General features: G+C 60.1%; 25 protein-coding genes and 1 pseudogene. 14 read left to right on the top strand and 12 right to left on the bottom strand.

Annotated elements, in window-relative coordinates; translation table 11 throughout:
- Positions 1–57: 57 nt before the first annotated feature.
- The 5 genes from SLW55_RS13545 to SLW55_RS13525 all read left to right on the top strand — a co-directional run bounded on the left by SLW55_RS13545 (position 58) and on the right by SLW55_RS13525 (position 5,592).
- The gene (locus tag SLW55_RS13545; protein ID WP_152239236.1) at positions 58–759 is read left to right on the top strand and encodes a pirin family protein; all 702 of its coding nucleotides are present in this window, start codon (positions 58–60) and stop codon (positions 757–759) included.
- 229 nt (positions 760–988) lie between these two features.
- The gene (gene glgX / locus SLW55_RS13540) at positions 989–3,124 is read left to right on the top strand and encodes a glycogen debranching protein GlgX (RefSeq protein WP_320745280.1); all 2,136 of its coding nucleotides are present in this window, start codon (positions 989–991) and stop codon (positions 3,122–3,124) included.
- 340 nt (positions 3,125–3,464) lie between these two features.
- On the top strand, positions 3,465–4,016 hold the full coding sequence (locus tag SLW55_RS13535; protein WP_267116726.1) for a CPBP family intramembrane glutamic endopeptidase: 552 nt from the start codon (positions 3,465–3,467) through the stop codon (positions 4,014–4,016).
- A 287-nt stretch (positions 4,017–4,303) separates the two neighbouring features.
- The gene (locus SLW55_RS13530) at positions 4,304–4,474 is read left to right on the top strand and encodes a CsbD family protein (protein ID WP_017914264.1); all 171 of its coding nucleotides are present in this window, start codon (positions 4,304–4,306) and stop codon (positions 4,472–4,474) included.
- Between the two features lie 587 nt (positions 4,475–5,061).
- Entirely contained in the window at positions 5,062–5,592 is a 531-nt protein-coding gene (locus SLW55_RS13525; RefSeq protein WP_320745279.1) for a hypothetical protein, read from the top strand.
- A 191-nt stretch (positions 5,593–5,783) separates the two neighbouring features.
- Here SLW55_RS13525 and SLW55_RS13520 read toward each other — a convergent pair whose 3' ends face one another.
- Positions 5,784–6,284: a DUF3592 domain-containing protein gene (locus SLW55_RS13520; protein WP_320745278.1), complete on the bottom strand. Its 501-nt coding sequence runs from the start codon at positions 6,282–6,284 to the stop codon at positions 5,784–5,786.
- A gap of 1,344 nt (positions 6,285–7,628) precedes the next feature.
- On the opposite strand from SLW55_RS13520, the gene SLW55_RS13515 reads away from it, so the two are divergent.
- Complete coding sequence (locus SLW55_RS13515; RefSeq protein ID WP_320745277.1) at positions 7,629–8,003, top strand: hypothetical protein; 375 nt, start codon at positions 7,629–7,631, stop codon at positions 8,001–8,003.
- A gap of 53 nt (positions 8,004–8,056) precedes the next feature.
- Here the strand turns inward: SLW55_RS13515 and SLW55_RS13510 are convergent, their stop codons facing one another.
- Positions 8,057–9,667: a MobA/MobL family protein gene (locus SLW55_RS13510; RefSeq protein WP_320745276.1), complete on the bottom strand. Its 1,611-nt coding sequence runs from the start codon at positions 9,665–9,667 to the stop codon at positions 8,057–8,059.
- A 613-nt stretch (positions 9,668–10,280) separates the two neighbouring features.
- Between SLW55_RS13510 and SLW55_RS13505 the strand changes: the two genes are divergently transcribed.
- The 3 genes from SLW55_RS13505 (at position 10,281) to SLW55_RS13495 (ending at position 12,336) form a co-directional block, all read left to right on the top strand.
- Entirely contained in the window at positions 10,281–11,054 is a 774-nt protein-coding gene (locus SLW55_RS13505; protein ID WP_320745275.1) for a DUF4145 domain-containing protein, read from the top strand.
- Between the two features lie 362 nt (positions 11,055–11,416).
- Positions 11,417–11,986, top strand: coding sequence for a hypothetical protein (locus SLW55_RS13500; RefSeq protein WP_320745274.1), 570 nt, complete (start codon positions 11,417–11,419; stop codon positions 11,984–11,986).
- A 50-nt stretch (positions 11,987–12,036) separates the two neighbouring features.
- Positions 12,037–12,336, top strand: coding sequence for a hypothetical protein (locus tag SLW55_RS13495; RefSeq protein ID WP_320745273.1), 300 nt, complete (start codon positions 12,037–12,039; stop codon positions 12,334–12,336).
- A 78-nt stretch (positions 12,337–12,414) separates the two neighbouring features.
- Here the strand turns inward: SLW55_RS13495 and SLW55_RS13490 are convergent.
- Positions 12,415–12,993 (bottom strand): annotated as a pseudogene (locus tag SLW55_RS13490) (integrase core domain-containing protein); the annotation flags it as partial.
- 181 nt (positions 12,994–13,174) lie between these two features.
- A complete protein-coding gene (locus tag SLW55_RS13485) occupies positions 13,175–13,909 on the bottom strand; it encodes a hypothetical protein (protein WP_320745272.1) in 735 nt (244 codons plus the stop codon).
- Between the two features lie 233 nt (positions 13,910–14,142).
- On the opposite strand from SLW55_RS13485, the gene SLW55_RS13480 reads away from it, so the two are divergent.
- Positions 14,143–14,361: a hypothetical protein gene (locus SLW55_RS13480; protein ID WP_320745271.1), complete on the top strand. Its 219-nt coding sequence runs from the start codon at positions 14,143–14,145 to the stop codon at positions 14,359–14,361.
- Positions 14,362–14,592: 231 nt separating this feature from the next.
- Here the strand turns inward: SLW55_RS13480 and SLW55_RS13475 are convergent, their stop codons facing one another.
- The 5 genes from SLW55_RS13475 to radC form a co-directional block, all read right to left on the bottom strand.
- The gene (locus SLW55_RS13475) at positions 14,593–15,399 is read right to left on the bottom strand and encodes a hypothetical protein (RefSeq protein WP_320745270.1); all 807 of its coding nucleotides are present in this window, start codon (positions 15,397–15,399) and stop codon (positions 14,593–14,595) included.
- A 614-nt stretch (positions 15,400–16,013) separates the two neighbouring features.
- Positions 16,014–17,183 carry a DUF6161 domain-containing protein gene (locus SLW55_RS13470; RefSeq protein ID WP_320745269.1) on the bottom strand — a complete coding sequence of 390 codons (1,170 nt, stop codon included), beginning with the start codon at positions 17,181–17,183 and terminating at the stop codon, positions 16,014–16,016.
- Positions 17,184–17,305: 122 nt separating this feature from the next.
- Positions 17,306–17,989 carry a thermonuclease family protein gene (locus SLW55_RS13465; protein ID WP_320745327.1) on the bottom strand — a complete coding sequence of 228 codons (684 nt, stop codon included), beginning with the start codon at positions 17,987–17,989 and terminating at the stop codon, positions 17,306–17,308.
- 108 nt (positions 17,990–18,097) lie between these two features.
- Entirely contained in the window at positions 18,098–18,298 is a 201-nt protein-coding gene (locus tag SLW55_RS13460; RefSeq protein WP_320745268.1) for a hypothetical protein, read from the bottom strand.
- 69 nt (positions 18,299–18,367) lie between these two features.
- Complete coding sequence (radC, locus tag SLW55_RS13455; RefSeq protein ID WP_320745267.1) at positions 18,368–18,850, bottom strand: DNA repair protein RadC; 483 nt, start codon at positions 18,848–18,850, stop codon at positions 18,368–18,370.
- 514 nt (positions 18,851–19,364) lie between these two features.
- Here radC and SLW55_RS13450 point away from each other — a divergent pair.
- On the top strand, positions 19,365–19,718 hold the full coding sequence (locus SLW55_RS13450) for a hypothetical protein (protein ID WP_320745326.1): 354 nt from the start codon (positions 19,365–19,367) through the stop codon (positions 19,716–19,718).
- Positions 19,719–20,284: 566 nt separating this feature from the next.
- On the opposite strand, the gene SLW55_RS13445 is transcribed toward SLW55_RS13450, so the two are convergent.
- Complete coding sequence (locus SLW55_RS13445) at positions 20,285–20,746, bottom strand: hypothetical protein (RefSeq protein ID WP_320745266.1); 462 nt, start codon at positions 20,744–20,746, stop codon at positions 20,285–20,287.
- Positions 20,747–21,186: 440 nt separating this feature from the next.
- On the opposite strand from SLW55_RS13445, the gene SLW55_RS13440 reads away from it, so the two are divergent.
- Entirely contained in the window at positions 21,187–22,578 is a 1,392-nt protein-coding gene (locus SLW55_RS13440) for a tyrosine-type recombinase/integrase (protein WP_295842072.1), read from the top strand.
- A gap of 94 nt (positions 22,579–22,672) precedes the next feature.
- On the opposite strand, the gene SLW55_RS13435 is transcribed toward SLW55_RS13440, so the two are convergent.
- Positions 22,673–23,002 (bottom strand): hypothetical protein, encoded by a 330-nt coding sequence (locus SLW55_RS13435; protein ID WP_320745265.1) that lies wholly within the window; start codon positions 23,000–23,002, stop codon positions 22,673–22,675.
- A 50-nt stretch (positions 23,003–23,052) separates the two neighbouring features.
- On the bottom strand, positions 23,053–23,325 hold the full coding sequence (locus tag SLW55_RS13430) for an EexN family lipoprotein (RefSeq protein ID WP_081047857.1): 273 nt from the start codon (positions 23,323–23,325) through the stop codon (positions 23,053–23,055).
- A gap of 279 nt (positions 23,326–23,604) precedes the next feature.
- On the opposite strand from SLW55_RS13430, the gene SLW55_RS13425 reads away from it, so the two are divergent.
- Both SLW55_RS13425 and SLW55_RS13420 read left to right on the top strand, forming a co-directional pair.
- Entirely contained in the window at positions 23,605–23,886 is a 282-nt protein-coding gene (locus SLW55_RS13425; protein WP_155604425.1) for a hypothetical protein, read from the top strand.
- Positions 23,887–24,267: 381 nt separating this feature from the next.
- A complete protein-coding gene (locus tag SLW55_RS13420) occupies positions 24,268–24,660 on the top strand; it encodes a hypothetical protein (protein ID WP_320745264.1) in 393 nt (130 codons plus the stop codon).
- Positions 24,661–24,877: the final 217 nt, after the last annotated feature.

The raw sequence follows: 24,877 nt of genomic DNA, 5'->3' as shown, positions 1-24,877 counted from the left end.
TCATGCCAACCGGCGCTTTCGATCCACTTGCACATCAACGCCACCAAGGAGCCTCCCATGCTGCAGATCCGCCCCGCCAACACCCGTGGCCGCGCCGAACACGGCTGGCTGTCCTCGCGCCACACCTTCTCCTTCGGCCACTACCACGACCCGCGCCACATGGGCTTCGGGCCGCTGCGGGTGATCAACGAGGACCGCGTGCAGCCGGGCCAGGGCTTCGGCACCCACGCCCATCGCGACATGGAGATCCTGTCCTACGTGGTCGAGGGCGCGCTGGAGCACAAGGACAGCATGGGCAACGGTTCGGTGCTGCGCTACGGCGACGTGCAGCGCATGAGCGCCGGCTCCGGCGTCACCCACAGCGAGTTCAACCACTCCGCCAGTGAGCCGGTGCACTTCCTGCAGATCTGGGTGATGCCCGAGCGCGCCGGGATCGATCCGGGCTACGAGGAGAAGCATTTCGCCCCCGACAGCAAGCGCGGCCAGCTGCGCCTGATCGCCGCCCCGCAGGGCGAGGACGGCGCGGTGCGCATCCACCAGGACGCGCGCATCTACGCCTCGATCCTCGACGGCGATGCGCGCCTGGACTACCCGCTGGCGGCCGGGCGCGGCGCCTATGTGCAGGTGGTGCGCGGCACGCTGAGCGTCAACGGCCAGACCCTGCAGGCCGGCGACGCGATCCAGGCGATCGACGAGGCCAGCCTGCAGTTCGCCGATGCCCAGGACAGCGAGTTCCTGCTGTTCGACCTGCCGCGCTGAGCAGGTCAGGCCAGGTCGCGCCCGCGGCCCACTGGACCGGGCCGCGACGGTTTCGCGAAATCCGCCCACGCAACGGCGCCACGGCGTGGCTGCGTGGGTCGCTGCATTCGCGGCAATGCCCGCATCCTCACGCCATCCTCGGGACCCCGTAACGCGTCCTGCACGGCCTCCGCGTCAATGCTTCCGCTCTCCCTCCCCTACTGCCGGCGTGCCGGCCGAGAGCCTGCCGATGCGTCACCCGACCAGCGCCGCCTATGCCACCCCCTCGCGCATCCGCGAAGGGCGCCCCTTCCCCCGCGGCGCCGTGTTCGACGGCCAGGGCACCAACTTCGCGCTGTTCTCGGCGCACGCCACGCGCGTGGAGCTGTGCCTGTTCGACGAGGCCGGCACCGAAACGCGCCTGGACCTGCCCGAATACACCAACGAAATCTGGCACGGCTACCTGCCCGACGTGAAGCCCGGCCAGCGCTACGGCTATCGCGTGCACGGCCCCTATGAACCCAGCGAAGGCCACCGCTTCAATCCCAACAAGCTGCTGCTGGACCCGTACGCGCGCGAACTCGAGGGCGACCTGATCTGGGCCGACGAACTGTACGGCTACACGGTCGGCCACCCGGACGGCGACCTCAGTTTCGACGAGCGCGACAGTGCGCCGTTCATGCCCAAGTGCGTCGTGGTCGAGGACACCTACGACTGGGAGGACGACCAGCGCCTGATGACGCCGTGGAGCGAGACCCTGGTCTACGAGACCCACGTCCGCGGCTACACCATGCGCCACCCGCAGGTGCCGGACGAGCTGCGCGGCACCTGCGCCGGGCTGGCCCAGGAGCCGGTGCTGCGCTACATCAAGGAACTGGGCGTCAGCGCGGTGGAACTGCTGCCGGTCCACGCTTACCTCGACGACCAACACCTGCTCGACAAGGACCTGCGCAACTACTGGGGCTACAACACGCTGGGCTTCTTCGCGATCAAGTCGCGCTACCTGGCCAGCGGCCACCGCGACGAGTTCCGCGACATGGTCAAGGCGCTGCACCGCCAGAGCCTGGAGGTGATCCTCGACGTGGTCTACAACCACACCGCCGAAGGCAGCGAGCTGGGCCCCACCCTCTCCTTCCGCGGCATCGACAATGCCAGCTACTACCGGCTGGCCGAGGACAAGCGCTACTACATCAACGACACCGGCACCGGCAACACGCTCAACCTGAGCAACTCGCGGGTGATCCAGTTCGTCAACGACTCGCTGCGCTACTGGGCCGGCGAGATGCACGTGGACGGCTTCCGTTTCGATCTGGCCACCATCCTCGGTCGCGAACCCACCGGCTTCGACCAGCGCGGCGGTTTCCTCGACGCCTGCAACCAGGATCCGCTGCTGTCGCAGGTCAAGCTGATTGCCGAACCCTGGGATTGCGGCCCCGGCGGCTACCAGGTCGGCCACTTCCCGCCCGGCTGGTCGGAATGGAACGACAAGTTCCGCGACAACGCCCGCGCGTTCTGGAAGGGCGACGAGGGCAAGCTCGCCGAGTTCGCCACCCGCTTCACCGGCTCGGCCGATCTGTTCGACCGGCGCGGGCGCCGGCCGTGGGCCTCGGTGAACTTCATCACCGCACACGACGGCTTCACCCTGCACGACCTGGTCAGCTACAACGAAAAGCACAACGCGGCCAACGGCGAGGACAACCGCGACGGCTCGGACCACGACAGCTCCTGCAACTACGGCGCCGAAGGCGAGACCGACGACGCCGGCATCCTGCAACTGCGCGAGAGGCAGATGAAGAATCTGCTGGCCACGCTGCTACTCGCGCAGGGCACGCCGATGCTGCTCGCCGGCGATGAGCGCGCGCAAACCCAGGGCGGCAACAACAACACCTACTGCCAGGACAACGAGATCACCTGGATCGACTGGGAGCGCGACCCCACCGAGGGCCGCCTGACCGCCTTCGTCAAGGCGCTGAGCGCGCTGCGCCAGCGTTACCCGATCCTGACCCGTGGCCGCTTCCTCAACGGCCAGTACAACGAAGAAGCCGGCGTTCGCGACCTCACCTGGCTCAACCCCGGCGGCACCGAGATGGACGATGCGCACTGGACCGATGCCGGCGCACGCTCGGTCGGACTGTTGTTGGAAGGCAAGGCGCAGACCTCCGGCGTCAAGGAACTGGCCAACGACCATACCTTGCTGATCGTCATCAACGCCTACCACGAGGGCGTGAGCTTCGTGCTGCCGTCCTCGGAAGAGGAATTGCACTGGAAGCTGGTGCTGTCCACCGACGACGCGCTGCAGGTCGACAGCATGCCGGCCGGCGCCAGCGAGTTCCTGGCGCCGCCGCGCAGCATCAGCGTGTTCGAGTGTCAAACGGCGGGCGCATAGTCGCCACTCGCCACTTCGGATTGCGCGCGGACTGACGCGTCCGCGCCTTTATTACGTCGCCAGCGCTTGCCGCGGGCGACGCGCGATGCTGGCATCTGCACGCTCCCTACGACGCGCCGCATTGCATTGGTCTACATGGCCTTTGGCACAGTGCTCGATGGCGCATGCTCGCTAGGCTGAATGCCCGCTTCCTTCCAGGCCAGGCATGCAGCACTCCGCGCAAGGCAACACCCACGCGACGTCCAACACCTCCTTCATGCGTCACCCGCTGCTGCGCATCGCGCTCAGCGCCGCGATGCTCGCGCTGGCGTCCTATGCATGGCTCCCGTTTCTGTGGCGCATGCCCGTGGTCGGCCTGCTCGGTCTTTGCCTGGTCTGGATCGAGACACGTTCCTCCAAGGCCTGCGGCGTCGCACGCCCTCGCCTGGTGTCCGTGATCGGCTGGACAGCGCTGCTCGTGTTGTTGACCGTCGGCTTCATCACACCGGTGCTGCAACCGCTGATCGACACCATCACCGGGCACAAGACCGACTACAGCGCCTACGGCGCACTGAAGGGCAACGTCGACGCCACCCTTCACCTGATCGGAGCAGCATGGCTGAGCGCGGCGCTTGGCGAAGAACTGGTGTTCCGTGCCTTCCTCATGCATCAGCTCGATGCCCTGCTGGGTCGGCTGCGCGGCGGCCGCTGGATCGCCGCGCTGGCCGGTGGCGTGGTGTTCGGCCTGATGCACGCCGCGCAAGGCGCGTCCGGCATCCTGCTGACCGGCGTGGTCGGCACGATGTTCGGCTATGCCTATCTGCGCTCCAGGCGCAACCTGTGGGCGATGATCCTCGCGCATGGCCTGATCGACACCTGGGGCGTGACCACCCTCTATCTGGGCTGGTACTGAGCGCGCAGCGCAGTCGAGGGTCGCCACTCGGCGCACCTATGCGGACCACGCCGTCGCCGCCAGCAGACAGACGAAGGACATGTCGCGGTGCGCGTGTTCCCGCTGTAAAAGCACCAAGCGCGCCCAGCCCGAACGGGACGCGCGATCGCCGCTACAGGCTTCGGCATACAACCCGTCCGCTACCTAAATGATAGAGAGCACGCCCGCTCAATTTTCACTTGCACGCCACCGGCCCGCGCGCAGTTTGGCGATGCCCACTTGAGGGCATCCCTACTGCGGAGTCAACGATGGACAAGAATCGCACCGAAGGCGCCAAGAACCAGATCAAGGGCACCATCAAGGAAGTCGCCGGCAAGGTCACCGGCAACAAGCTGAAGGAAGTCGAAGGCAAGATGCAGAAGAACGCCGGCAAGGTACAGAGTGAAGTGGGCAAGGCGCGCGACCACGCGCGCGGCTGAGTTCCAGGTTCTCGTGCTCCCCTGCCGCCAATGGCCGGGGAGTTTTGCGAGCGACCTGCACCTCGCCGACTCGCTGTCGATTCGCCTGATGCGCAGCTCAACGGGGTGCACACAGACCTCCGCAATGACCAACGGGTGGACTGGAGTAGCGAGACGCAGTACAGCGTTCAACAAGCTGCCACGGCACCAGTCCTCGACAGCAAGTCGATCGAACACGGCACATCCAGGAACGGTTTGCCGACAGCGCTACCAGGCGCATCCCAAACGACCCGATGCGCTGCGCACCGTGGACTCGGATCGACCCGCAAACAGTCAGTTACACGCCCGATCAGATCGACGCCGAACTGTTGCGAAGGCACCACCCTGACGTCGCTTGGTGCATGCCAGTCCGGAAGCGCTGGCGCCACCCCATGCATCCCACCATACTGAGGCTCACGTCGCGCCTGCATCGGGACAAACTCGCCGATGCGCAACGCACTGTGTGATCTGACAGCCACAGTCTCCGGACCACGAACACGCCTCTGATATTTCCGCCCCCACTCAAATCATCGATGCACACGATTACCTCCCCCAGAAGAGCAGCGCTCTTGCTTTTCCTGCTGCTTCCTGCCGCCCAGGCGGATATGGCTGCTGCGGCAGCAGCTCGCGCAGCGCCTGTCGAAATGACCGAAAGCGACTTCGCCGTAGCCATCAACAACCACTCTTTCGCCCTGGGTGAACGCTGGAGCGAACAAGTCAGGACGCAGGCAGGCGCCCAGATCAGCGAGAGTTTTGTAGGAGACGTGCCCGCCGGGGAGACAAGCTACGAGTACTACCAGCATCGCTATGCCGGATTTGACATCTATACGGCAAACCTATCCTGGCAAAAACAGCAACGCGACATCGACAGCTACGTCATTGCGCAGATCACCATCAATGCATCCACGATCAAAACGGTCAGAGGCGTCGCGATCGGCGACACGCAGAATGTGCTGATCGACACCTATGGCCAAGGCACTCCGGATGACTGCGATGGCCAGCACTGGCGCTCCTATGAGACCAAGAACAAGCGCCTCTCGTTTCAGCTTGAACATGGAAGAATCATCCACATCATGATGACCCTCGACACGGACAGCTGAAATCAGCGTTGTGCCATGCGCCACCAACGCCATTTCGGGCGTCAGGTGACCGCTCCCGGTGCCCGCCCGGAACAGAAACGCGGCAAAACGTGTTTCTTGCCGAAGACCACTGGTCCAGCTTGTCTTTCTTGTTGGCAGATCAAGACTCGGCGGCGCGCCGCTGCGGCGCCGAGACTGTCAGGGCCGCCTTTCTACGCCTTGCGAGCACGATGCAGAAAGTATCCCGCTCCAAGCAAAGCAATCAGTCCGATCATGGCACCAAACCGGCCATTCTTGCGCCGTGCCTGGAGCGCCTGCTCAGGCGTGACGACGACGTCATCGCCCAAGCGCAGTCCCCAGATGGATCGCTTGCTGTCCGCATCGTCGAAGATGACATGAACCGGTGATCCCACCTTGAGACGACCCCACACCGCATCGATGCCAGGCAGCACACTGGAGTACTCGAATGCATCGCCTCCGGTCGCAAGGGTGAAGTTGACGCTTTGAAGCCGTCCCTTTCGCTGCGTTGCGTCGACCTTTTCAACCGTCCCATCGGCTTCAGCCAAATGTGTCGGCCCTGCCGCAGGCCTGCTGAAAAAAGTGACGGCACTGGCCAACGCGAGGCCAAGGCAGAGCAACGCGATGATGATGAAGCGGATCTTGTGTGACTGCATCTCATACCAGAGCAAGAAGGAAACGTCGCGATCCAGCAACGACGCACATTTTTTCGTGACAATGCGTGGGAATCAATCGATGGATCACCCCCTTCACTCAAAGGCACCGTGGGCTTGCGACCTCCATACGCAAGGACTTCGATCGCATTGAAGCGTCGAGTCAACCGTTGCTGAGTGGACCTTGCAGCGATACGCGACGAACGGGAGATGAGCAGCGTCAATGCGTCGCAGAGAAACGACATGAAGCAGCACTGCATCCCCAAACGTGTTCACCGTCGTCGCGCGTGTCCCGGCGTGAACTCGAAAAACAAGGGCGGTCGCGCGACTTGGTTGACGTCCATCGTCAACAAGGACACACCTCGGAGATACGGTCGATCGACACCGACAAGATGGCCTGCGCTTCAGGGCGCGCTGGCTGCGCTGCCTCGAACAGGACTGGGCCCTTGCGCGATTGATTAGATTGCGTGGCAAAACGAGCTGCAAGCACCTGTATAGCGCAGCGGGCTGAACGCGATAAAGCAGACGATGTGGGATGCAGCGATCGCCCTGCTTTCGTCCTCAACGGCCCGTTGCGAACAAGCTTGAACGCAGCCGCAGGCCCTGAACTTCGTCATGCAAAGCGTTGAGGGCGCTGCGCTCGTCACAGGATCCTTGAGCACAGACATGCGCGATACCGTCTGCTCGAACTCCTGCAAGGCGCGTCAGCGCTCACGTGCCACCATGCTGACACGCGGAGGCAAGCATGATATCGCTGGAGCAGCACGACGCCGTTGCACATCACGTCGGTGCTGCACTGAAGACTTTGCGTCCGAACTGTTTCTACAGGTCAGCAGGAACGCGCAAACGAACGTAGTAGCGGCCGGTCTCGCCGCGCGTGAGGTAGTGCGCTACTCGCACGGAAGTGTCCAAGCGAGTGTCCAAGGTCGGGAAAAAGAAAAACGCCCACAAATCGTTGATTTGCGGGCGTTTTCTTGACACTGGCGGAGTGAGAGGGACACAATTCAGAGTCCTCTAACCCATTGATGCCAATCGTCTTTTCCCACCTGGACACCCGCAAATAGTGCCCAAGGGATGGTCCTGCCCTGGGGATCGTAGCCGAGGCAGCACGCAATGTGGATCCCCTGCGGCCCATTCCGCTCGCTGTGCGACGACCGATGCGCGGCCGCCCACGGAGCGAGATGAGGAGCGCACTCTCAGCAGCAGGACGCCTGGCGATTGCTGATCGTTGGCTGTCCATTGACTCCTTCTAGGTGTCTTCAGACATGAGAAAGCCAACTTTGCAGCGCCTATTTATATTTGTGAAATAGCTCTGAAATTTGCACTTGCGGGTTTGCAACTTGGTGTTTGGATGAAAGCTCCTTCCACAGGCTCCAAGGAGCATCCATGCAGTCCGAACTCACGCTTCAAATCGCCAGCCGTCTCGTCAGCGGCCTTCTTTGCCAAGAGCGGCACTGCCGCTTGCCGGATCGTGTCGACGACATCCGGCACGCCCTGGAGGTGGCCACGGAAATGCTGCGCCAATACCGCGGCGGCTCCTCTGCGCCGCCGGCGCAGGACTACGTCCCACCCACGCCGGCCCCGACGCTGCCACCACCAGCGTCCTCCTCCCCACCTCAAGCGCCGCGCCAGCAAGAGATCCGCACCCGGGAGGCGGTCGTGGTGCGCGATATCCCATCCGTCGAAGAGTGGCGCAAGAACCGCCGACGCAAAGCGGCTCCCGATCCGGTGGCGAACAGGCATAAGCCGACGCTCCACTGATCCGCCACCGCCGCCCCAACAACAAAGTGCCCCGCAAGCGGGGCACCGTTGTTTCAGTGGAGGCGGGGGCGCGGTGGTCGGGGGCCACTCGGTTCAAGGTCCAGGGTCGGCAGGTCGTCGAGCGCAGCCGGTTGAGCCTCCTGGACTCCAAAGACCAGCGGTCGGTCGAGCTCGAGGGGATAGCGCCCGAGCATCTCCTGGCTCCATGCCTCCAGGAGGCGGCCACTCTCTGCCGCCTCCTTTTCGCAAAAGGCCTGTTGCTCCGGGGTGACCCGTGCCCGCGCTTCGGCCAGCTCGGCCGTCCGCTTTTCTAAGGTGCTCAAGCGCCATGCCCGCCGTTGCCTCCAATCCTGCTCCGTCCAAGAGGTGCCAGGCTGGGGATTGTTGACCGTGAACTCCTCCCAAGACCGCTCAGCAAGATGGCGGAGCCTGGAGGCGCGTTGCTCGGCCTGCAGGCGCCGTGCAAACCGGATCAGGCTGGCTTTGAATCCGCGTAACCGCCGGGTCAGCTCCAACAGGTCCGAGCGGAACCGGGCGTGCTCGGCGAACGCCGCGGCGCGCTCGGCCGCCCAGGCCAAGAGCTGGCGGGTGGCGTGGAGCGCCAGCGCGACTGCCTCGCGGCGCAGTGCTCCCCACTCCTGGCTCAACTCGGCAACGAGCGTCGGGATGGACACCGGCTCCGGGCGTGGCGCCCCGGAAGCGGTCTCCTCCAGCAATCCCAGGCGTTGGGCGATGGCTCCCATGTTGCGAGAGACCTCGATGTGCCCTGCCCCGCGGCCCAGCGACAGGGGCAGCACGGCCGCTGGACGTCGGAGTTCCCGTTGGGCCTGTTCGTGGCTGTGGCCATCGGGCACTTCCACCGCTCGCCCCTCGTTTTCGAAGACGGCGATGAGCTTTTGGAAGGTCTGCTCATTCGCCTCTTCGATTCGGCGGTTCGCTTCCACGCGCTCAGAGGCCTGGCCCCGTCGGGCCATGGCGGTCGCGTTCTTGCCCACATGCTTGGTCGGCTCCCGCGAGAGCACGGCAGCCGCAACCAGGTCGCCGCGGGCCAGGGCTTCGCCTGCCTGCGCCTCAAGGCTGCGGTGGTCCACCTGGACTCCTAGGTCGGCCGCCTTGAGGTAGGCATTGACGGTCGTGGCGATCAGTTCGCGGACCCAGTGCACCTCTGCCCGGCCAGAAGGACCGCCGTCCAGTTCCTTGGTTTTGTCCGTGAAGCCCTCCGGCCCCATGCGCCGCGTCGTTGCCAAGACGTGGACGTGCCAGTTCAAGCCGTCTTTGCTGCCTGGGCTGTGGATGCTGGCTTGGGCCGCGAACCCGTAGCGACTGACCAGCGCACGGGTGACCTCCATGGCCAGCGCCGATCGCTGCGCCTCGTCGAGTTCGTGGGGCAACGCGAACTCGAACTCGCGCGCGATCGTGGCGTCCTTGCGCCGCTCGGCCGCCTCCACCGCCGGCCAGAGCTCGGCCGGGACCAGGGCCCAGTCGGGCGCGTCCTCGGGGGCGACGCAGCGGGTTTCGACCACGCCGTCCCGGCGGCGGTAGTCGTGGCGCTGCCCGGTCTTCTCGTCTTCGAGAAGCAGGCCGGCGCGGTAGGCGGCCGCAGCGATGGACGAATGTCCTTTGGCGCGGCTGAATGTTTTTACGTTGGCGTGGTAGATGGCCATGAGGTGTTGCTCCGAAGCAGTGGGGTTGCTTCGTTTATGCCTCGGCTTTGGATTTGCGCAAGCGCTGGCGGCGCTTGGGGTTCAAGGGGCGAAGCCCTTTGCGCACGTGTCACGCAGTGACACCTAGGTGCGCTCTTGCTCTTTCTTTAAGCCTTGCTTTTTAGATCTTTTCGGCGTGGAGGGATCATAAATTTTCAAGCCGACGCAAACTTGACGCGAGCCATTTCTTTGATTGAATCGTAAGCATGCAGAGGAGAAATCAGGGGAGCACGGCAGACCACTATCACGACAAAGTCCACCGAACGCGGAGAAATGAAGTGAAGCGGCTGAACCGCGTGGCAGAAATGGGCCTCCTAATCGTCGCCCATGCCCTGGACGACGCGGAAATGGAAGTATTGTTCGGCATTCACAAGAAGTACTGGACAGCCCCAACCCGCTAATGCTTGCTATGCCAAGCAAGTGCAGTAAACGCGGCGACAAGAAGATTGACTTCAAGAGATGTCACCACTTCTGGAATAGGTATCCCAGTAACTTGGGTAGGCAGCAAGACTGGTTCTTGTAAGCCCGGCGTGAACGCCAGATAATCGGTTAATCATCACTATGGAAGGCAGTCATGGCATTTGATCGTGAACTCTGGTCCGGCACTTATGACCCAAAAAAATTCCCCAACTTTCCTTGCCCCAAGTGCTCGAAAGGGCGTGCAAAGCACGATGGGGAAAATGTCAAAATCACCGAACCAACATACTCTGCCACGGACCGACGCCATCCTGACTGGGAACCAGGCTGGGATGTGGAGCGTTTTAGCCTTCAGCTCATTTGCGACAATACTATCTGCGGCGAAGTGATAGTCGTGACGGGGGAAACATCACTTGTAGAGTTTTATGATGAGGATGATGAAAGATGGGAGTATTTCTCTCACCTACGCCCCCGCTCAATGTTCCCAGCCCCTCCCATAATTAACATCCCGACCCAGGCCCCAAGGAATGTGGTCGATAACATTCGCCTCGCTTCCTCGCATTACTGGCTAGATACAAGCGCAGCCGCCAATCGACTACGAGCCAGTGTTGAGTTTCTTTTGGACTTTCTCCAAGTCCCTCGCGAAACCATTAACAGCACCACGGGCAAAGCAAAGCGCACAGATCTCAACGGACGAATTGCTCACTACGAACTACTGAATGCTGAGCATGCCCCTTCTCTTACAGCTCTTCGAATTATCGGAAACTTAGGATCACATGGGGAAGATGTTCAACAGGAAGTATTGTTGGACGCTTTAGAGGTCTATGAATACACCCTAGACGCGTTGTGCGGCCAGCGTAAGGACCGCATCGAAGCACTGAGGCAAAAGTTGATTTCCACAAAAGGGAAATACAGCCAGTTAATCTCGTGACCATAATGCATCCGCATTGGTATCGGGCCCGACTGTCATTAGGGTTGTCACTTTATAGTGTGGCTTCCCACGGGTTGTGCACCTCATGGGACGGGACGGGCTAGGCGTCTGGCAGCGCCAAAGAGTACCGCGGTAGCGGCGCGCAGCGAATGGGCTGAAAAAAGTGAGGGAGGTCTGGATTGGTGGTTGGGACAGCAAAGCCAAGCCCTGTTTTCGAGATGCCCAACAATTCGGGAGATGATGGCGATAGTGCAGTCACGTCCGCCCCGCAGAAGGCGTCAACTTCTAGAAACGTCGGCACGTACTTGATGGACTAGCATCACCCTATCTATTTTTGCAAAAAACTCAAAAGGAGAAGCCCAATGGAAGAGCAAGGCATTCCCACTGGAAAACAATATCAATATGTGAAGACTTACAAGTGCAATAAAGACATCTATTTCCACGGCCTTTCTTTTCTAGCAGCCGGGCGCTTACTATACAAATCAGAAGATAAAAAGTTGTTTACGCCCGCCATGATTAACATATGTCTGGCTACCGAGATACTTTTGAAATCCATCAACGTTAAACATACATGGATCGCAGACGAGGTTAAATTTGGAGACACAATAGCATACATTGGTCGAGATAGCTCACTAAAGATCACTAGCAGTAATGGGCACCACCTCAGCAAACTATTTAGGGCACTGCCCGATGAGACACAGCTTCAGATATCGGAAATTGCAAAAAAAGAGTCTTACAAAGGCGATATTGCTTCTGGATTAGAAGCCTACGACAAAGCATTCGTTGACTGGCGCTACATCTACGAAAAAATAGAATCAATGAGCTTGGGCACATATCCACTATTTAAAATATGCGATGCAATAAATACATACTGCGAAATAAGTCACACGCTATCACCGTCCGTTGAATCCCAAGAGCTAACTCAACAGTAAAGAAATAAATTAAACTAATTATTTTCAAATAATATTTAAGGGGCTAATGCATGAATGAAGATGACCAACTAATTGAAAATGCCGCAGAGGCATGGAATAAGGGAGAAACATCCAAGCTCCCTTCCCCGGTAGAGCTGGAATCAGCCTCAAATCGAATCGCAAAGAGGCAAGGCTGGAGTGGAGTCCAGCTTGAAGAAGACACCGAGGGAAATAAAATACTCACTGGCGGCGACCTACAAGACATGCTTACTCAATCGCGCAAGACTAGGGCCACCGAGAAAATCAATCAATCAGAAACACAAGCCATATGGGATGCCATTAAAGGAATCTATGATGCCAAGGAGCACTAACCTTTATAGGTCATGCGTCATGACTACTTCAATGCGTTGTGTCCCCGACGCCCCCCCGGCTTTCAGTAGCGGAGCTCTTTAGAGTACGGGTTTCATCGTAGCGGCTTGGGCCGCTAGCTGTTGGGCATAGGCGGCCGGGGTCAAGCCGCCCAAGATCTTCTTCGGTCGCTCCTCGTTATATTCCCGTCGCCAGGTCTCGATCTCGGTGCAGGCATGCAGCAGCGCCGGGAACCAGTGCTCGTTGAGGCACTCGTCGCGCAGGCGGCCGTTGAAGCTCTCGATGTAGGCGTTCTGGTTCGGCTTGCCTGGCTGGATCAAGCGCAGCTGCATACCGCGCGCGTGGGCCCACGTCACCATCGTCTTGCCGCAAAGCTCCTTGCCGTTGTCGATGCGGATCACCTGCGGCAGAGCCCGTGTCAGCGCCAGGCGATCCAGCACCCGGGCTACGCCGTGACCGGAGATGGCCCGCTCCACCTCGATCGCCACCGCCTCGTGCGTGGCATCGTCGACAATGGTCAGGGCCTTGAGCACCCGGCCCTCGGCGGTGCGGTCGAACACGAAGTCCATCGACCAGACCTGGTTGGCGGCTTCAGGCCGAAGCAACGGCTGGCGCTCGCCCAGCAGCACCTTCTTCCGCTTGCGACAGCGCACCTGCAACCTGGCCTAAACTTGCTGGGAAATGTGTAGCGTTGCTACTGGTGCACGGCTGAACAATTCCCGGCCTGCCAAGACGGCAGCGCGAATGTGGGCGCCGACATCGTGGCCGGGTGCCACCTGTGCAGCCTAAGGCGCCATGAGCGCCCTCCCCAGCCCCTCACAGCAGGCCTATTGGGAGCCCTTACGCCTTCCCGCCACCGTCAAAGGTGGGTGGAGCAGGTGCGGCTTCGCCCAACACCTGAACAAGCCGCATGGCCCGCAACATGGCGACGATCTCCAATTGCTTGTCCGCAACCCAATGCGGTCGGGTTGCGACTTGTTCCTGTGGAACCCGCTTTCCGGCGAGTTCCACGGTTTCGAGAGAAGCATGGAGCGCCATGGACGTGCTGAATCCCAACAGGTCCACCACCTCGTCAGGAGAAGTATCGATGACGCCGGAGCGACGGATCAGGGACTGATAGCCGTGGTGGACGTAGCCGTGCATCGTCTTTTGAGACTTCTCCCAGGTATCCAACAAATCCGCGTAGCGCTTTTCACCGGAACGCTGAACTACCCTACGGATCATCTTCTCTGGGGGGGCTGTGTCATGGCCCTTCTGGAACCGCGCCAACTCTTGGTTATCGGCCCATTGCAGCCACAGGCCGCGCACAAACACCTCAAAGGCAGGCCGCATCAATGCCGTCGCAGAGCCCAGTAGCCCATGTTTGACGAGAAGCATGGCTGACGCTTGGTGCTCGTGAACCACCGCGAAAGCCACGGCCGCCATGTGGTCCGGCTCCGTGCCATGCAGGGCCAACCCATAGAGTTGCTCCTCGTTCCAACGCCGCACGTGGTCGGCCCACTCCAGTGCCCGCTGCACGCGCGGCTCCTGCAGCCAAACGGGCCACGCGTCCGGTGCTGCGCTGCCCTCAGGCATCAGTCTCTTCCCCGCTGGCCGGACACAAGGTCACCGAGGCGTCGAGCAAATCAAATTTTTGGTCAAGGATAGCCATGGCCCATCTTGACACCCACCGCCCTGGGACGCGACAACCCCTTTGTCGCGAGGGGAAACACCCCGGCGTATTGCCTGCTTAGATCAAGGCAACAGGTTCCCGATTCGATCGCACAAGCGACGGCGGGATGGTTTTTCCTGTTTTCTGAGATCTAAGCATGCCCAAACTCCAACGCTTGAGAACCGACGCTTTCCACGCGCAGAATGGTCGCTGCTGCTATTGCAGCCTGCCGACGTGGAACACCTCACCCGATGAACTAAAGCTGTTCCGCCTGTGTGCCAAAACGGCCACGCCGCTCCGTTGCACCGCCGAGCACCTGGTGGCCCAGCAATACGGCGGCAAGGACGTGGCCGGCAACATCGCTGCCGCCTGCTAGCTCTGCAAAACACGCCGGCACAAACGCAAATCGCCGCCCTCCCCCGAGGCTTACCAAACCTTCGTCCAGAAGCGCCTAGCGAAGGGAAAGTGGCATCCGCCGGAGGTAGCCAAGCTGAGTGTCAAAGCGCGTCGTGCGCCAACACCCGCCGGAAGATCTCGGCCATGCTCACGAGCTGCCGCTGTGCTTCGTAGCGGACGCGGCTAGCCAAGTGGCGGGACGCCCGGACAACTAGAGCGCCACAGACGGGAAACGTTCCTCGTGTTCCGGATACAGATCGATCATGAAAAACTCTCGGCGAAACCGTTCGAAGATTCCTGGATCGCGGATCATGGCCTCGATTTGCTCCTGCGACCAAACAGCGCCATGTTCCGCAGCGCAGGACCGGAGACGTTCGGCTCGGCGCGCCACCGCCTCGTCCGTAAGATAGCGTTCCACGTAGCCTTCCACGATCAACCGATAGATGGTCTGCGCGCTCAACTGCCAGAACTCATTACCAGCGTGCGTTGCACGAAGGGCGCCCATGGCACGCTCCGACGACCGGGTCATCATCAGGGTTTGATAGAAAGCAGATAGCGCCGTTTCCAGATCTCCGGCCGATATCTGCCGCTTTGGGGCCAAGAATGCCCAGAACGGCGCCCGATGCTCGGCACGAACAAAACTGGCGATGGCGCCCCCATGGCATGCGGCCACTACTGTGATGAGGTTCAAGCGGCTTGCCACGTTGAGGGCAACGAACGCCGGCTTCATGTCGTCCCACGTCAGCCTAGACCCGTCGGCGAACTCCAGCCCTTCTTCTCGACCATGGCACTCGATGTGAAGCAACGGCACGTAAGGGTCCCTGGATGCTTGCTGAGCAAGTCGGGCTAACAGGTCGAGAAGGGCACCGCTGGAAGGAACACGAACGCTGGCGATGTGAGGAACGTCGCCTATCACCCGCGCCCAGTCCCGGGCATCCGCGAACAGGCGGGCTGCGGTGTTGAGTTGGCCTTCCGCGAGCGAATCCACGATGAGAATCTGATTGAAAGTGGCGTTCATCGGCGCCCCCCTAGCCCCGGGCTCCCACCTCTCCTCCGCCGCCCATCGTCCGGACCCAGCGCAAGTTCCAAACGTTGCAGCGCTGTCTCGGGCGGAGGCCTAGTATCAACGAGCGGTAGCGTGGCTATCTCGGCCTTGGTCATTTGGGTCGAAAGCTTGAACCGAGTCTTAGGAAGCTTTGTATTGCCCGGCACTTTTCTCTCAAGAGACTTCCGTATCGGCGCAGGCGGCGCCTCGTTGAGCATGCGAAGCTTGGCGGAAACGATACGCAGTTTCGACGGTGAATTGGCCTTGCTGAGAAAAATACGCGCTCGGTGCTCCGCGTGGACTCGGAAACATCGCATGCGTGTCATTCCCTCAACGATCGTTCCCAAAAAACCTTTCTTGGGTCGAGGCAAGAACAATTGGAACGGAAGGCCGCCCCTTCTTTGCCCCCGCTTTTGGGAGGGATACCCGGCAGACACCTTCTTGCCTGGAAGCTGCGCAGACTTCGACTTCCTTGCTGATCGAGTAGTCACCCATCCACCTCAGATTTAGCCGGCCGTGTTTGCATACGCTCCTGCTAGGTCTCGGTGACGAAATCCACAAACGCGACGGCAGGCGCCATGTATGGATTACTTCTTATTTCCTACGCGGCTGGAAAGAAGATCGAACCAATGAACGGGTGGAGCATCATCAACCACAGCTCCGCTAGAAGGCCGGAATAAGGCATGCAGAATCAAAATCCGATCCTCATCCTTGATGACTGATTGACCTGTGGAGTCATCCTTCATGAGCGCCAGGAACGTCATCACCAAAGTAGTCCGCTCACTTGCATCGCGCATTAAGGAGATACTCTCTGACAACAGCCTACCAATGATGCGCAGAATCCAGACTGCGGCAAAGGCAGGAATAACCAAGGGAGCAAGTGCGACGAAAACATTCGCTTTTTCACTAATTCCAGACAGGTATGGAACACCCTCAACAATGAAGACCGCTGAAAATAACGCCATTACTGCTGCAAACACGACTCCATAGATGCTCGCAGTAATGAGCTGCTTCCTGGCTCGATCTTTCCAGTAAGTCGTAGGTGCTCGCAATCCAAGTTCCGTATCGTAGACCTTCTTCAATGCAGCCCACTCGTCGACATGGGCTTTTGACTGATCTTCCCACTCCTGACGAATTTTGGCATGACCCGCTCCCCAAGAAACATCTCGTTGATGCTCACTAAGATCGAAGTCATGATGAAACTTCTCGATCTGCTGGGCCTGCTCTTCAATGCGAGATTCAAGGGTTTTGATTAGCTCGGCTTGCTTCTTATTGAGCCGTTCGCTCAACTGCCTAACTTCCTCCACTTGATCTATATCGGGATCAAAGCGACTCGCCGATATCAGGACCAAACTGCGCAGCCACTTGATCTGTTCGCTGCCAAAGCCGACGCGGCTCCAATACCTTGAATAATCCGAGCGAAAAGCTGCGTAAGCCATGCCAAACGCGTCCCCGCCTCTCCTCGCCAATAGGCGAAGCGTTGGGAAATTCGAAGAACTATGCGTAAAAACTAACCCACTCGTCACCGGCAAAAAGACTTCCCCTATGGAACCATCCGGATCGGACGACTCCACAAATCTACGCAAATTTTCAACAAACCCAGAATGCTCCCCCGCAAAAGTCGCAGTGAACTTCTCAGACTGTTCAAGATTAAGCTCAACCCAAGCTTTAATCTCCTTTTCAAGCCAGGCTTTAATTTGGCCCTTTGACTCAAATTGAAGGGACTTCCTCTCATCATAAAGCTTTATCTCAATCATCCATCCCCCGTCACTCATGCACTTATACGGCACCGGAAGCCGCCCTCGGCTGCGCCAAAGCGTCCGCCCATGGTGCAGAGAGTCTACTGCTGCCGTCCTTCACCTGCGCAGACAAAAGCACGTCAGCGCTTTGCCGGCTGCCAGCCTGCCCGCATGGCCTCCTCCGGGCTGCAGAACATCCGCTCGCCGCGTGCTTGGTCGATGCTGGTGCGCTCGTAGTCCCGCTGCCCGGGCACGTGGTAGATCTTCTTGCCCTGACGGGAGATGTTGCCCTTGATGCGGCATCCGCTGGACACGGACGGCTTGGTCACCTGAGCCTGGCGGCTAGCCTTGTGCCGATTGCCTCGCCGGTAGTCGGCGGGCATCTGGAAAGGCCCTTGCCAGAGATTGCGCCTCTGCTGTCGCGCGTCGGCTTCGTCCGCTATGAACGCCGTGGCGTATTGGCGATATGCGACGGCCCAGCCTGAGCTCACCATCCAGCGGTTGACGGATTTCCCCTGGACGAAGCACTCGGCCACCACTCGGCCGTAGCGGTCCGTATCCTTGGGCTGGCAGCGAACGGTCTTGTCCAGCACGTAGCCGTCCAGCGCGGCGGCGGACCGCCGGCCACAGGGCCAGGCATGCCCGTCTTTGGTGGTGCATTGCTGGGCGCTTTCTGGGGCATCGATGCCCCACAGGCGGATGCGCTGTTTTGCGACCGTAATGGTGTCGCCGTCTGTGACGGTCGCGCGGCCGACCAGCTCTGCTGCCACACCAGGAATCGAAGCAAAAACCGAAGACAGCACCAACAGACCCTTCAACGCCATCAACAACGACTTCCTCTAAGCGCACGCCCAGGTGGCGATCGCCAGTTCAAACACGGTCCGACACTTTAGCGGAAGCGGGAAACGGGCGCCGATCAACTCGCCAATCCTTCAATCCCGACTTGCGTTCACGGTATGGTCGCCGTCGGTCTCCTCTACGACAACGAAGTCGCTCACCAGCCAGCCGTATGCATCGCTGAGCGCATCGACGATTCCCTCCTCGCTTTCGCATTCAACTGTTGCTTCGGCCGGCAACGCAGGACGCTTGCCATCGATCTCCCAGACAATCCCTCGCACGTGAAACGCTTTCATTCCTGCTCCATGGATGTGCATCTGCCTTGGCAGTCTAGCGTCGGCACGCTGCATAGGTGAAGGGGCGGGCTATGCCCACCCCCTGCTTGCCAGGCTGGTGTGCTGGTGGCCGCCGATGATCAGGTGGTCGAGGACTCGGATGTCGAAGAGGCGAAGCGCTTGCTTCAGGCGCTCGGTGACCTGGCGGTCAGCGTCGCTGGGCTCCGGGTTTCCGCTCGGATGGTTATGGAAGAGGATGACGGCGGCAGCGTTGAGGTCCAGGGCACGCTTGGCAACGACTCGGCTGTGGACTTCGCAGCCGTCGATGGTGCCGCTGAAGAGATGCTCGGTGGCCAGGATGTGGTGCTTGGTGTCGAGGAAGACGACGCCGAAGACTTCGTGCGGCAGGTGGGCGCAGCGAGCGACCAAGTAGCTGCCGGCGTGGATGGGGTTGTGGATCCGGCCTTGCCGCTGAAGCCGTCGTTCGAGGATGTGGGCTGCTGCGAGCAAGATGCCTTCTTCGTCCATCGGGAGCTGGTATTGGGCCGTGCGGTCCTGGGTGGTGCGCTTCATCGGTTCTTCTCCACCAGCGCGTTGTGCGCCTCGTGGGAACCGGCAGGCGAAGCGTCCGGCCCGACCGCACCCGGGAGTGAGCACCGCGGCAGCGGCGCGCAGCGGAGGGCCGCAACAGAGCGTCAGCGCCGAGGAGGAGGCTCGCCCTTGCGGTCGGGACAGCGAAGCTAGGATTCCCTTCCAGAGGCCCAGCGCTGGTGGAGAGCAATGATGTGCGACTCCCATGCCGGCGATCGAAGAGCCAAGGGGACTTGAGTGCTGCCTGCGTGCAACGTTGCCCATAGTCCAGGCGTGCGTTGCCGGGTGCTGGCTTGCCGTTGCCGTCAGCGTCCGCTCACTGAGAGTGCTCATGCCCACAGCACTCAAGTTCGGCAGTCCCTGGTGCGCATCTCAGCCTTGGATTGCAGAGCTGTGGGACACTCAGGCCGTCTTCGGAGCCGCCCCAGTCATGCGAATCGAACAACGAAAAGCCGCCCGGACCTTTTGGACGAGAGTGGAAGCACTTGCAGCGCTGATGGCCATGTCACTTGCCGGGTGCGCGACGTGTGGTCCGGTCGCGAGCCGTCCCATTGAAGGCCCTGTTCGCCTGGGCGAGATTGCGGCGGTCGATGGACCCAGGGTGCGCCCTGAGCGGGTCATCGAAGACAGCCGTTGCACTGCCGACGTTCAATGCATCCAGGCCGGCCGGCTGGTCGTCAGGGCAACCGTGCTTGGCGGCGCCTGGTCCAAGGAGATGGACCTCACGCTGGGCGTCCCGGTCCCTGTTGCCGATGGCATGTTGACGCTGGTGGACGCCACACCCGTGCCGATTGCCAGCGAGACCGCCGCATCCGCTCGCTTCACCTTCAATTTTCAGGGCGGCCGTTAGGCGCTGTCCTTCACTGCAACTAGAACAAAGTCATCCTACGACGCAGGCACTGGGGACACTGCATCAACGGGCTGGCTTCTTGAGCACGTGGCAACAAACCAAGGCGCCCCGTTCTCGGGAATCCACTGGAAGAACAGCCACCACGTTTTACGTAGAGGCATTGCTTGCGCTCGCTGGACATCGACCACCTGCTCACCACAGGCAGCCGGAGAAATCGTTGTCCGCGTCTCGAATTCCTGGCCTGTGGCCAAGGGACCACGCATGGACTCCCCAACACGCCAACGGACCACCTCTTGCTCCGAGTAAGGCGCGTCACCGCGCTGAACGATCTTTCTCTGCACGGAAACCATCGTCGCCTGGACAGCCACGGTAGCCCTGGCTTTAGCGTCGTCCAAGCTTTCATACATCAAGCAGCTGCAGGCCATGGCTGCTGATGCTGGCAGCAAAAGAGCCCAGCTGAGCAGCGATTGGCGGATTAGAGACATCTCCATATCGGCTTCCCTCCCCTATGCGGGAATCATAGCCGGCGATGGAGATGGCGGGTCAGCTGCCTATGCCGCTGGACTTCATAGGCCTGGAGCATCCTCATAGGAACCGCGGTTCCAGGATCGGTAGCGCCAGGGCACCACTTCTTCTAAAAACGTGATGCGGGGGCTCGGGAAGTTGCAGAGCCCAGCCAGGCTGGTGCTCAGCCGCTCGGCTTGCGCCTCAGGAACGAAGAGCCAGGGTCGGACTCCCCAATCCAGCGGCACGCCACTATCGCGAGCCAGCGCCGCCCTCAATCCAGGCCAATGTTCGTTCCATGCCTTCAGTCGGGCCAGGAGCGAAGGGGCCCGGGCTGCGTAGGTGATCTCGCAGAGATAGCCGGCCCGCTCCTTGAAGCTCACGGCCACCGCGTCGCAATACCAATGCGGGCCGCTGGTGTCCGGATTGGCTCCCTCGTTGAGCTGGATGCAGCATTGGCTGTTGACGAACAACGCACGGTCCGCTCGGAGGTAGTCGAGCACCACGCCTTCGAAGTGATCCACCGTCGCAACTCCCTCCCCTGTTATTGAATGACGGATAGCGTCATCGCGAGCCCAATAGAAAATACAATAAAACTAACTAAAAGTGGCATCGCGGCGCAACTGGTTAACTTAAAAAATAAATCAAACTAACAAATAATAGCTAACATTTAACTTGCGTTCATTTTAAAACGGCCCGATTTTAGTTTTTAGCTAACCAATTAATTTTTAAACACTACAGTAAAGTCTCAGCGAAGAGCCACCCTCGCCCACCTGAAACCATTGCCACATATGGGATGAAGAGAAATTTGTGAGGTTAAGTCGGGCTACCTGCCATGGCTCAAATACCCTCCAACCCGGCAACACCTGAGGTGTTGATTAGCGGCGCAGAAAAGTTCCGATTTTGGATTGACGAATTTTGAGGCCGACGTATCAAGCTTCCATCTACCGATGGAAGCACAGCAATGGCAAACGACCTCACCAATGAACTACAGAAATACAAGGACCACCCCTTCGGCGAATTGACGTTTGGCAGCGTCCGAGTCGGCCGCGTCACGTTCAACAACGTGCGCCTTCGAGGACGCGAGGCCCTCATCGGGCTGGAAGAGCTTCTCCAAGCCGCCTGTGAGAAAACGCAGCGTATCCGAGTCCGGAAGGACGGAACCCGGTATCCAGAACCTCTGCCCATAGCCACACCCGGCCGGCAGCTGTCGGAAGAGATCGCCGACTACCTGCGCGACATGACCCGCCGCAACCTGCGGCCGCGCACCATCGAGGCCACCGCCCGCACGCTGGGCCTTCTGCAACGCGTCTGCGGCGACATTCGGATCTCTCGCATCGACCACAAGCACATCTACCGCCTGTGGGATCTCATCCGCTGGGCTCCCCCAGGCGCGGCTTCGGATGCAGAGCTCAAGTCCTTGTCCGTCGAAGACCTGATCGTGCGAGGCCAGGCCATCAAGGTCGAGCCACCCGCGCCCGCGACGCTGGAACTGCACCGGCGCTTCCTAGTCGCGTTCTTCGGGACGCTGGTCAAAGCCCAGGCCATTCCCGTCTCACCGATGGAGCCCTTCCGCGAAATAAAGAAGGACTTGCTCCAGGACAGCAGCAAGCCCGACCGCCTCTTCAGCGACGAGGAACTGCAGCGCATCTTCGACCCAAGCAACTTCATTCCCTGGGCCAAGAAATGGCCGCATCGTTGGTGGGGGCCGATCTTGGGGCTCTACACCGGCGCTCGAGTCGGCGAGGTTGCCCAGCTCAAAGTGGCGGACATCATTCAGGAACGCGAGATGTGGTGCATTTCCATCCGCAAGACGATCGACGAGGACTTGGCCGGCAAGGTTGGCACGCGGAGCCGCCAGAGCCTCAAGGGCGACTCCGCAGTGCGGGTCATTCCCCTGGCCCAACCGGTGCTGGATGCGGGCTTCCTCGACTTCCTGGAAGACATGAAGGCGTGCGGCCATCCCCGGCTATTCCCCCACCTGTCCGCCGGCGTGAACAAGAAGACGGGGGAGACGAACGCGCGCTACAGCCAGGGGCTGCTCAACCAATTCAGCAGCTACTTGAAGGATCTCGGCTTTCCGAAAGGGGTCGGCTTCCATGCGTTCCGCCACACGATCGCCACTGAGCTCTACCACCGCGACGTGCCCCAGGAAGAAGTTGCCCTCATCACCGGCCATTCGCTGAGCAAGAAGGTGCCGGTCCTGCAGGACTACTACCTCCACAAGCGGCCGGACCGGATCCGCGTGAAGCAAGCACGGGCATTGGAATTGTATCGGCCGTCGGTCGAGCTACCGAAGTATCAGGCGGGACAGTTCAAGGAGCGGTTGCGGGACAAGCAAAAGTTCTATCCATGACTTTGCCTACACCCGACTCTATCGGATGGGCCACTTCAAAAAATCTCTGGATAAAGCTATCCGGTGCCGTGCGCCTGCCTTGTCGCACTCCCAATCAATCGTCTCCTTCAGCACCGTGATTGTCGAACCACTCAGCATAGGGAGTGTTGCGGACCAGGTGGCGATTGAAGTCTTTGCAGCCATCGGTCCACCAAACCGGCCCCCGTTCGCCAAGCCCCACCTTGGCGGCGTTCACCTCTCGTCGAGCCTTGGCGAGGTCGTCCGAGTCTCCGGCGGCCTTCGCCGCTTTAACGGCCCGTCGCGCATCCATCAGTTCGTGGACCAGGCGCTCTCGTTCCTGAGCACTCAGGGCAGGGTTGGCGGTGCGCCAGAGGCGTCCACGAACAATGAGGTAGCGGCCATCTGGGGTCGTCAGGGAATCCATGTTCCTACTGTAATTTTGTAGGCGTGGTGCTTAGACGCAACGCCCAACCGTCATGGCTTCTTAAGATCCTCAGCGGTTAGTGGCTTGAGGTCCAAGTGCCCACGGCGAGCCAAGGCCTTCTTGGCATCCGCCCTTTCTGCGTTGACGCAATCCGGCGTCTCTCGAAGCTCGCCAGGGTTATCGCGACAACGAGCCAGAACGGCCTTCCTTTCTTCGCCGTGCTCAGAGTAGTAGCTCACCGTCTTCGGCGTATTAGCGTTTGCTTGGCTGCTCAAGGCGAGGCCGCATGTCAGCAGGGCGGCTAGCCATCTTTGGATGTTCATGACTGTCGCTCCTTGATTGTTAGGAATGGCCAACGTATCGCGACGCATTGCCGAGTGCAACGACCTAGGGATACGAAGTTTCCATACAACCTAAGGCCTCTCCTCTTTGATCACGAGTTGCTCAATTTCGTCATCGATCAGAGTATCCAATTAGGCAAAAACGCCGCGCGCACGACCGGCTACGCGAGTGCTGCCATTGACCTTATGGTCGCTGGGGGCAATTGACAAATCCCGGATGGATGGTAGTAAAGCGAATCAAAAGCGACTCCGAGCCCTGCCATGAAGATCGAAGATTTTTGGAACAACGCCTACTTGGCCTGCCTATCACGCCTTCCGCCTGAGGAAGCAGAAAAGCAGGCCACCGAAGCGACCAATCGTTGCATTGAGTTCTGGCAGGCGAACATGGAGCGGCGCGGTCTTCAGACAAGCGCTCCCCTATGGAAGGACCAAGATGTCACGTGGGTTCCGCTATCAGGCGATAGATACCGTGAAATCCTAAAACGGCATTCGACGACTGAGCAGCAAGACCAAGAACGCCATTTCCCTTCAAGCGGTATCTAAGCCTAATGTGGCGCCGGTGTGCTCTCGAAAACCAGAGCTTGAGAAAAGGCTTCGTCTCTCCCCACGTATTGACCAAGAAGCGTGACGGGCTGCGTGTCCTCAAAAACCGCCCATGGCTTAGAAGGTGAAGTCGGACAAATAGAGCCATCAGGAAGATAGCGCGTCCGATCCACTACAAAGATTTTCCGCTTGGGTGACTGCTTTTTACCGGCCGCATTGCTGGTTGGCTTCACTGAATAACCTCTTTTGGTTGACTGTGGCCCATACTTTAAACGCTACGGACTGCGATTGAGGCCTGTCAGCGCAGGGCCAAAGCCTAGCACCTGTAGGACCTTGCTCCGCGAAACATCCGCAGTGGTCTCGACTCCAAAGGAGTCCAGTATGGCTTTTTTGGCAGCACCTGTCCGCTGGCGTGAACAAGAAGACGGGGAGACGAACTCGCGCTACAGCCAAGGACTGCTCAACCAGTTTAGCAGCTACCTGACGGATCTCTGCTTCCCGATGGGTGTGAGCTTCCACGCCTTCCGCCAAACGATCGCCACCGAGCTCTACCACCGCGACGTGCCCCAGGAAGAGGTCGCCCTCATCACCGGGCATTCGCTGAGCAAAAAGGTGCTGGTCCTGCAGGACTACTACCTCCACAAGCGGCCCGATCAGATCCGGGTGAAACAGGCACGGGCGTTGGAGTTGTATCGGCCGTCGGTTAAGTTGCCGAAGTATCAGGCGGGACAGTTCAAGGAGCGATTGCGGGACAAGCAAAAGTTCTATCCATGACTTTGCCTAGACCCAACGACCACCACAGCCAACTCAAGCGTCAGCACCCCATGTCCCTCTCCAATTCCTGCCCTTTTCGGAGTTCTATCATGAGCTTCACCAACACGCCCACTACCGGCCTGCATCCCAGCCCACGCCCACGCCCACGATGCAAGCAGATCGAAGCCATAACGATATAGCAGCCTAATATAGGGCTGTCGCGCTACGAGCGAGGCGG

This window comes from Xanthomonas sp. LF06-19 (assembly GCF_034105425.1).
GTDB lineage: Bacteria > Pseudomonadota > Gammaproteobacteria > Xanthomonadales > Xanthomonadaceae > Xanthomonas_A > Xanthomonas_A sontii.
This window is presented reverse-complemented; position numbering and strand designations above follow the sequence as displayed.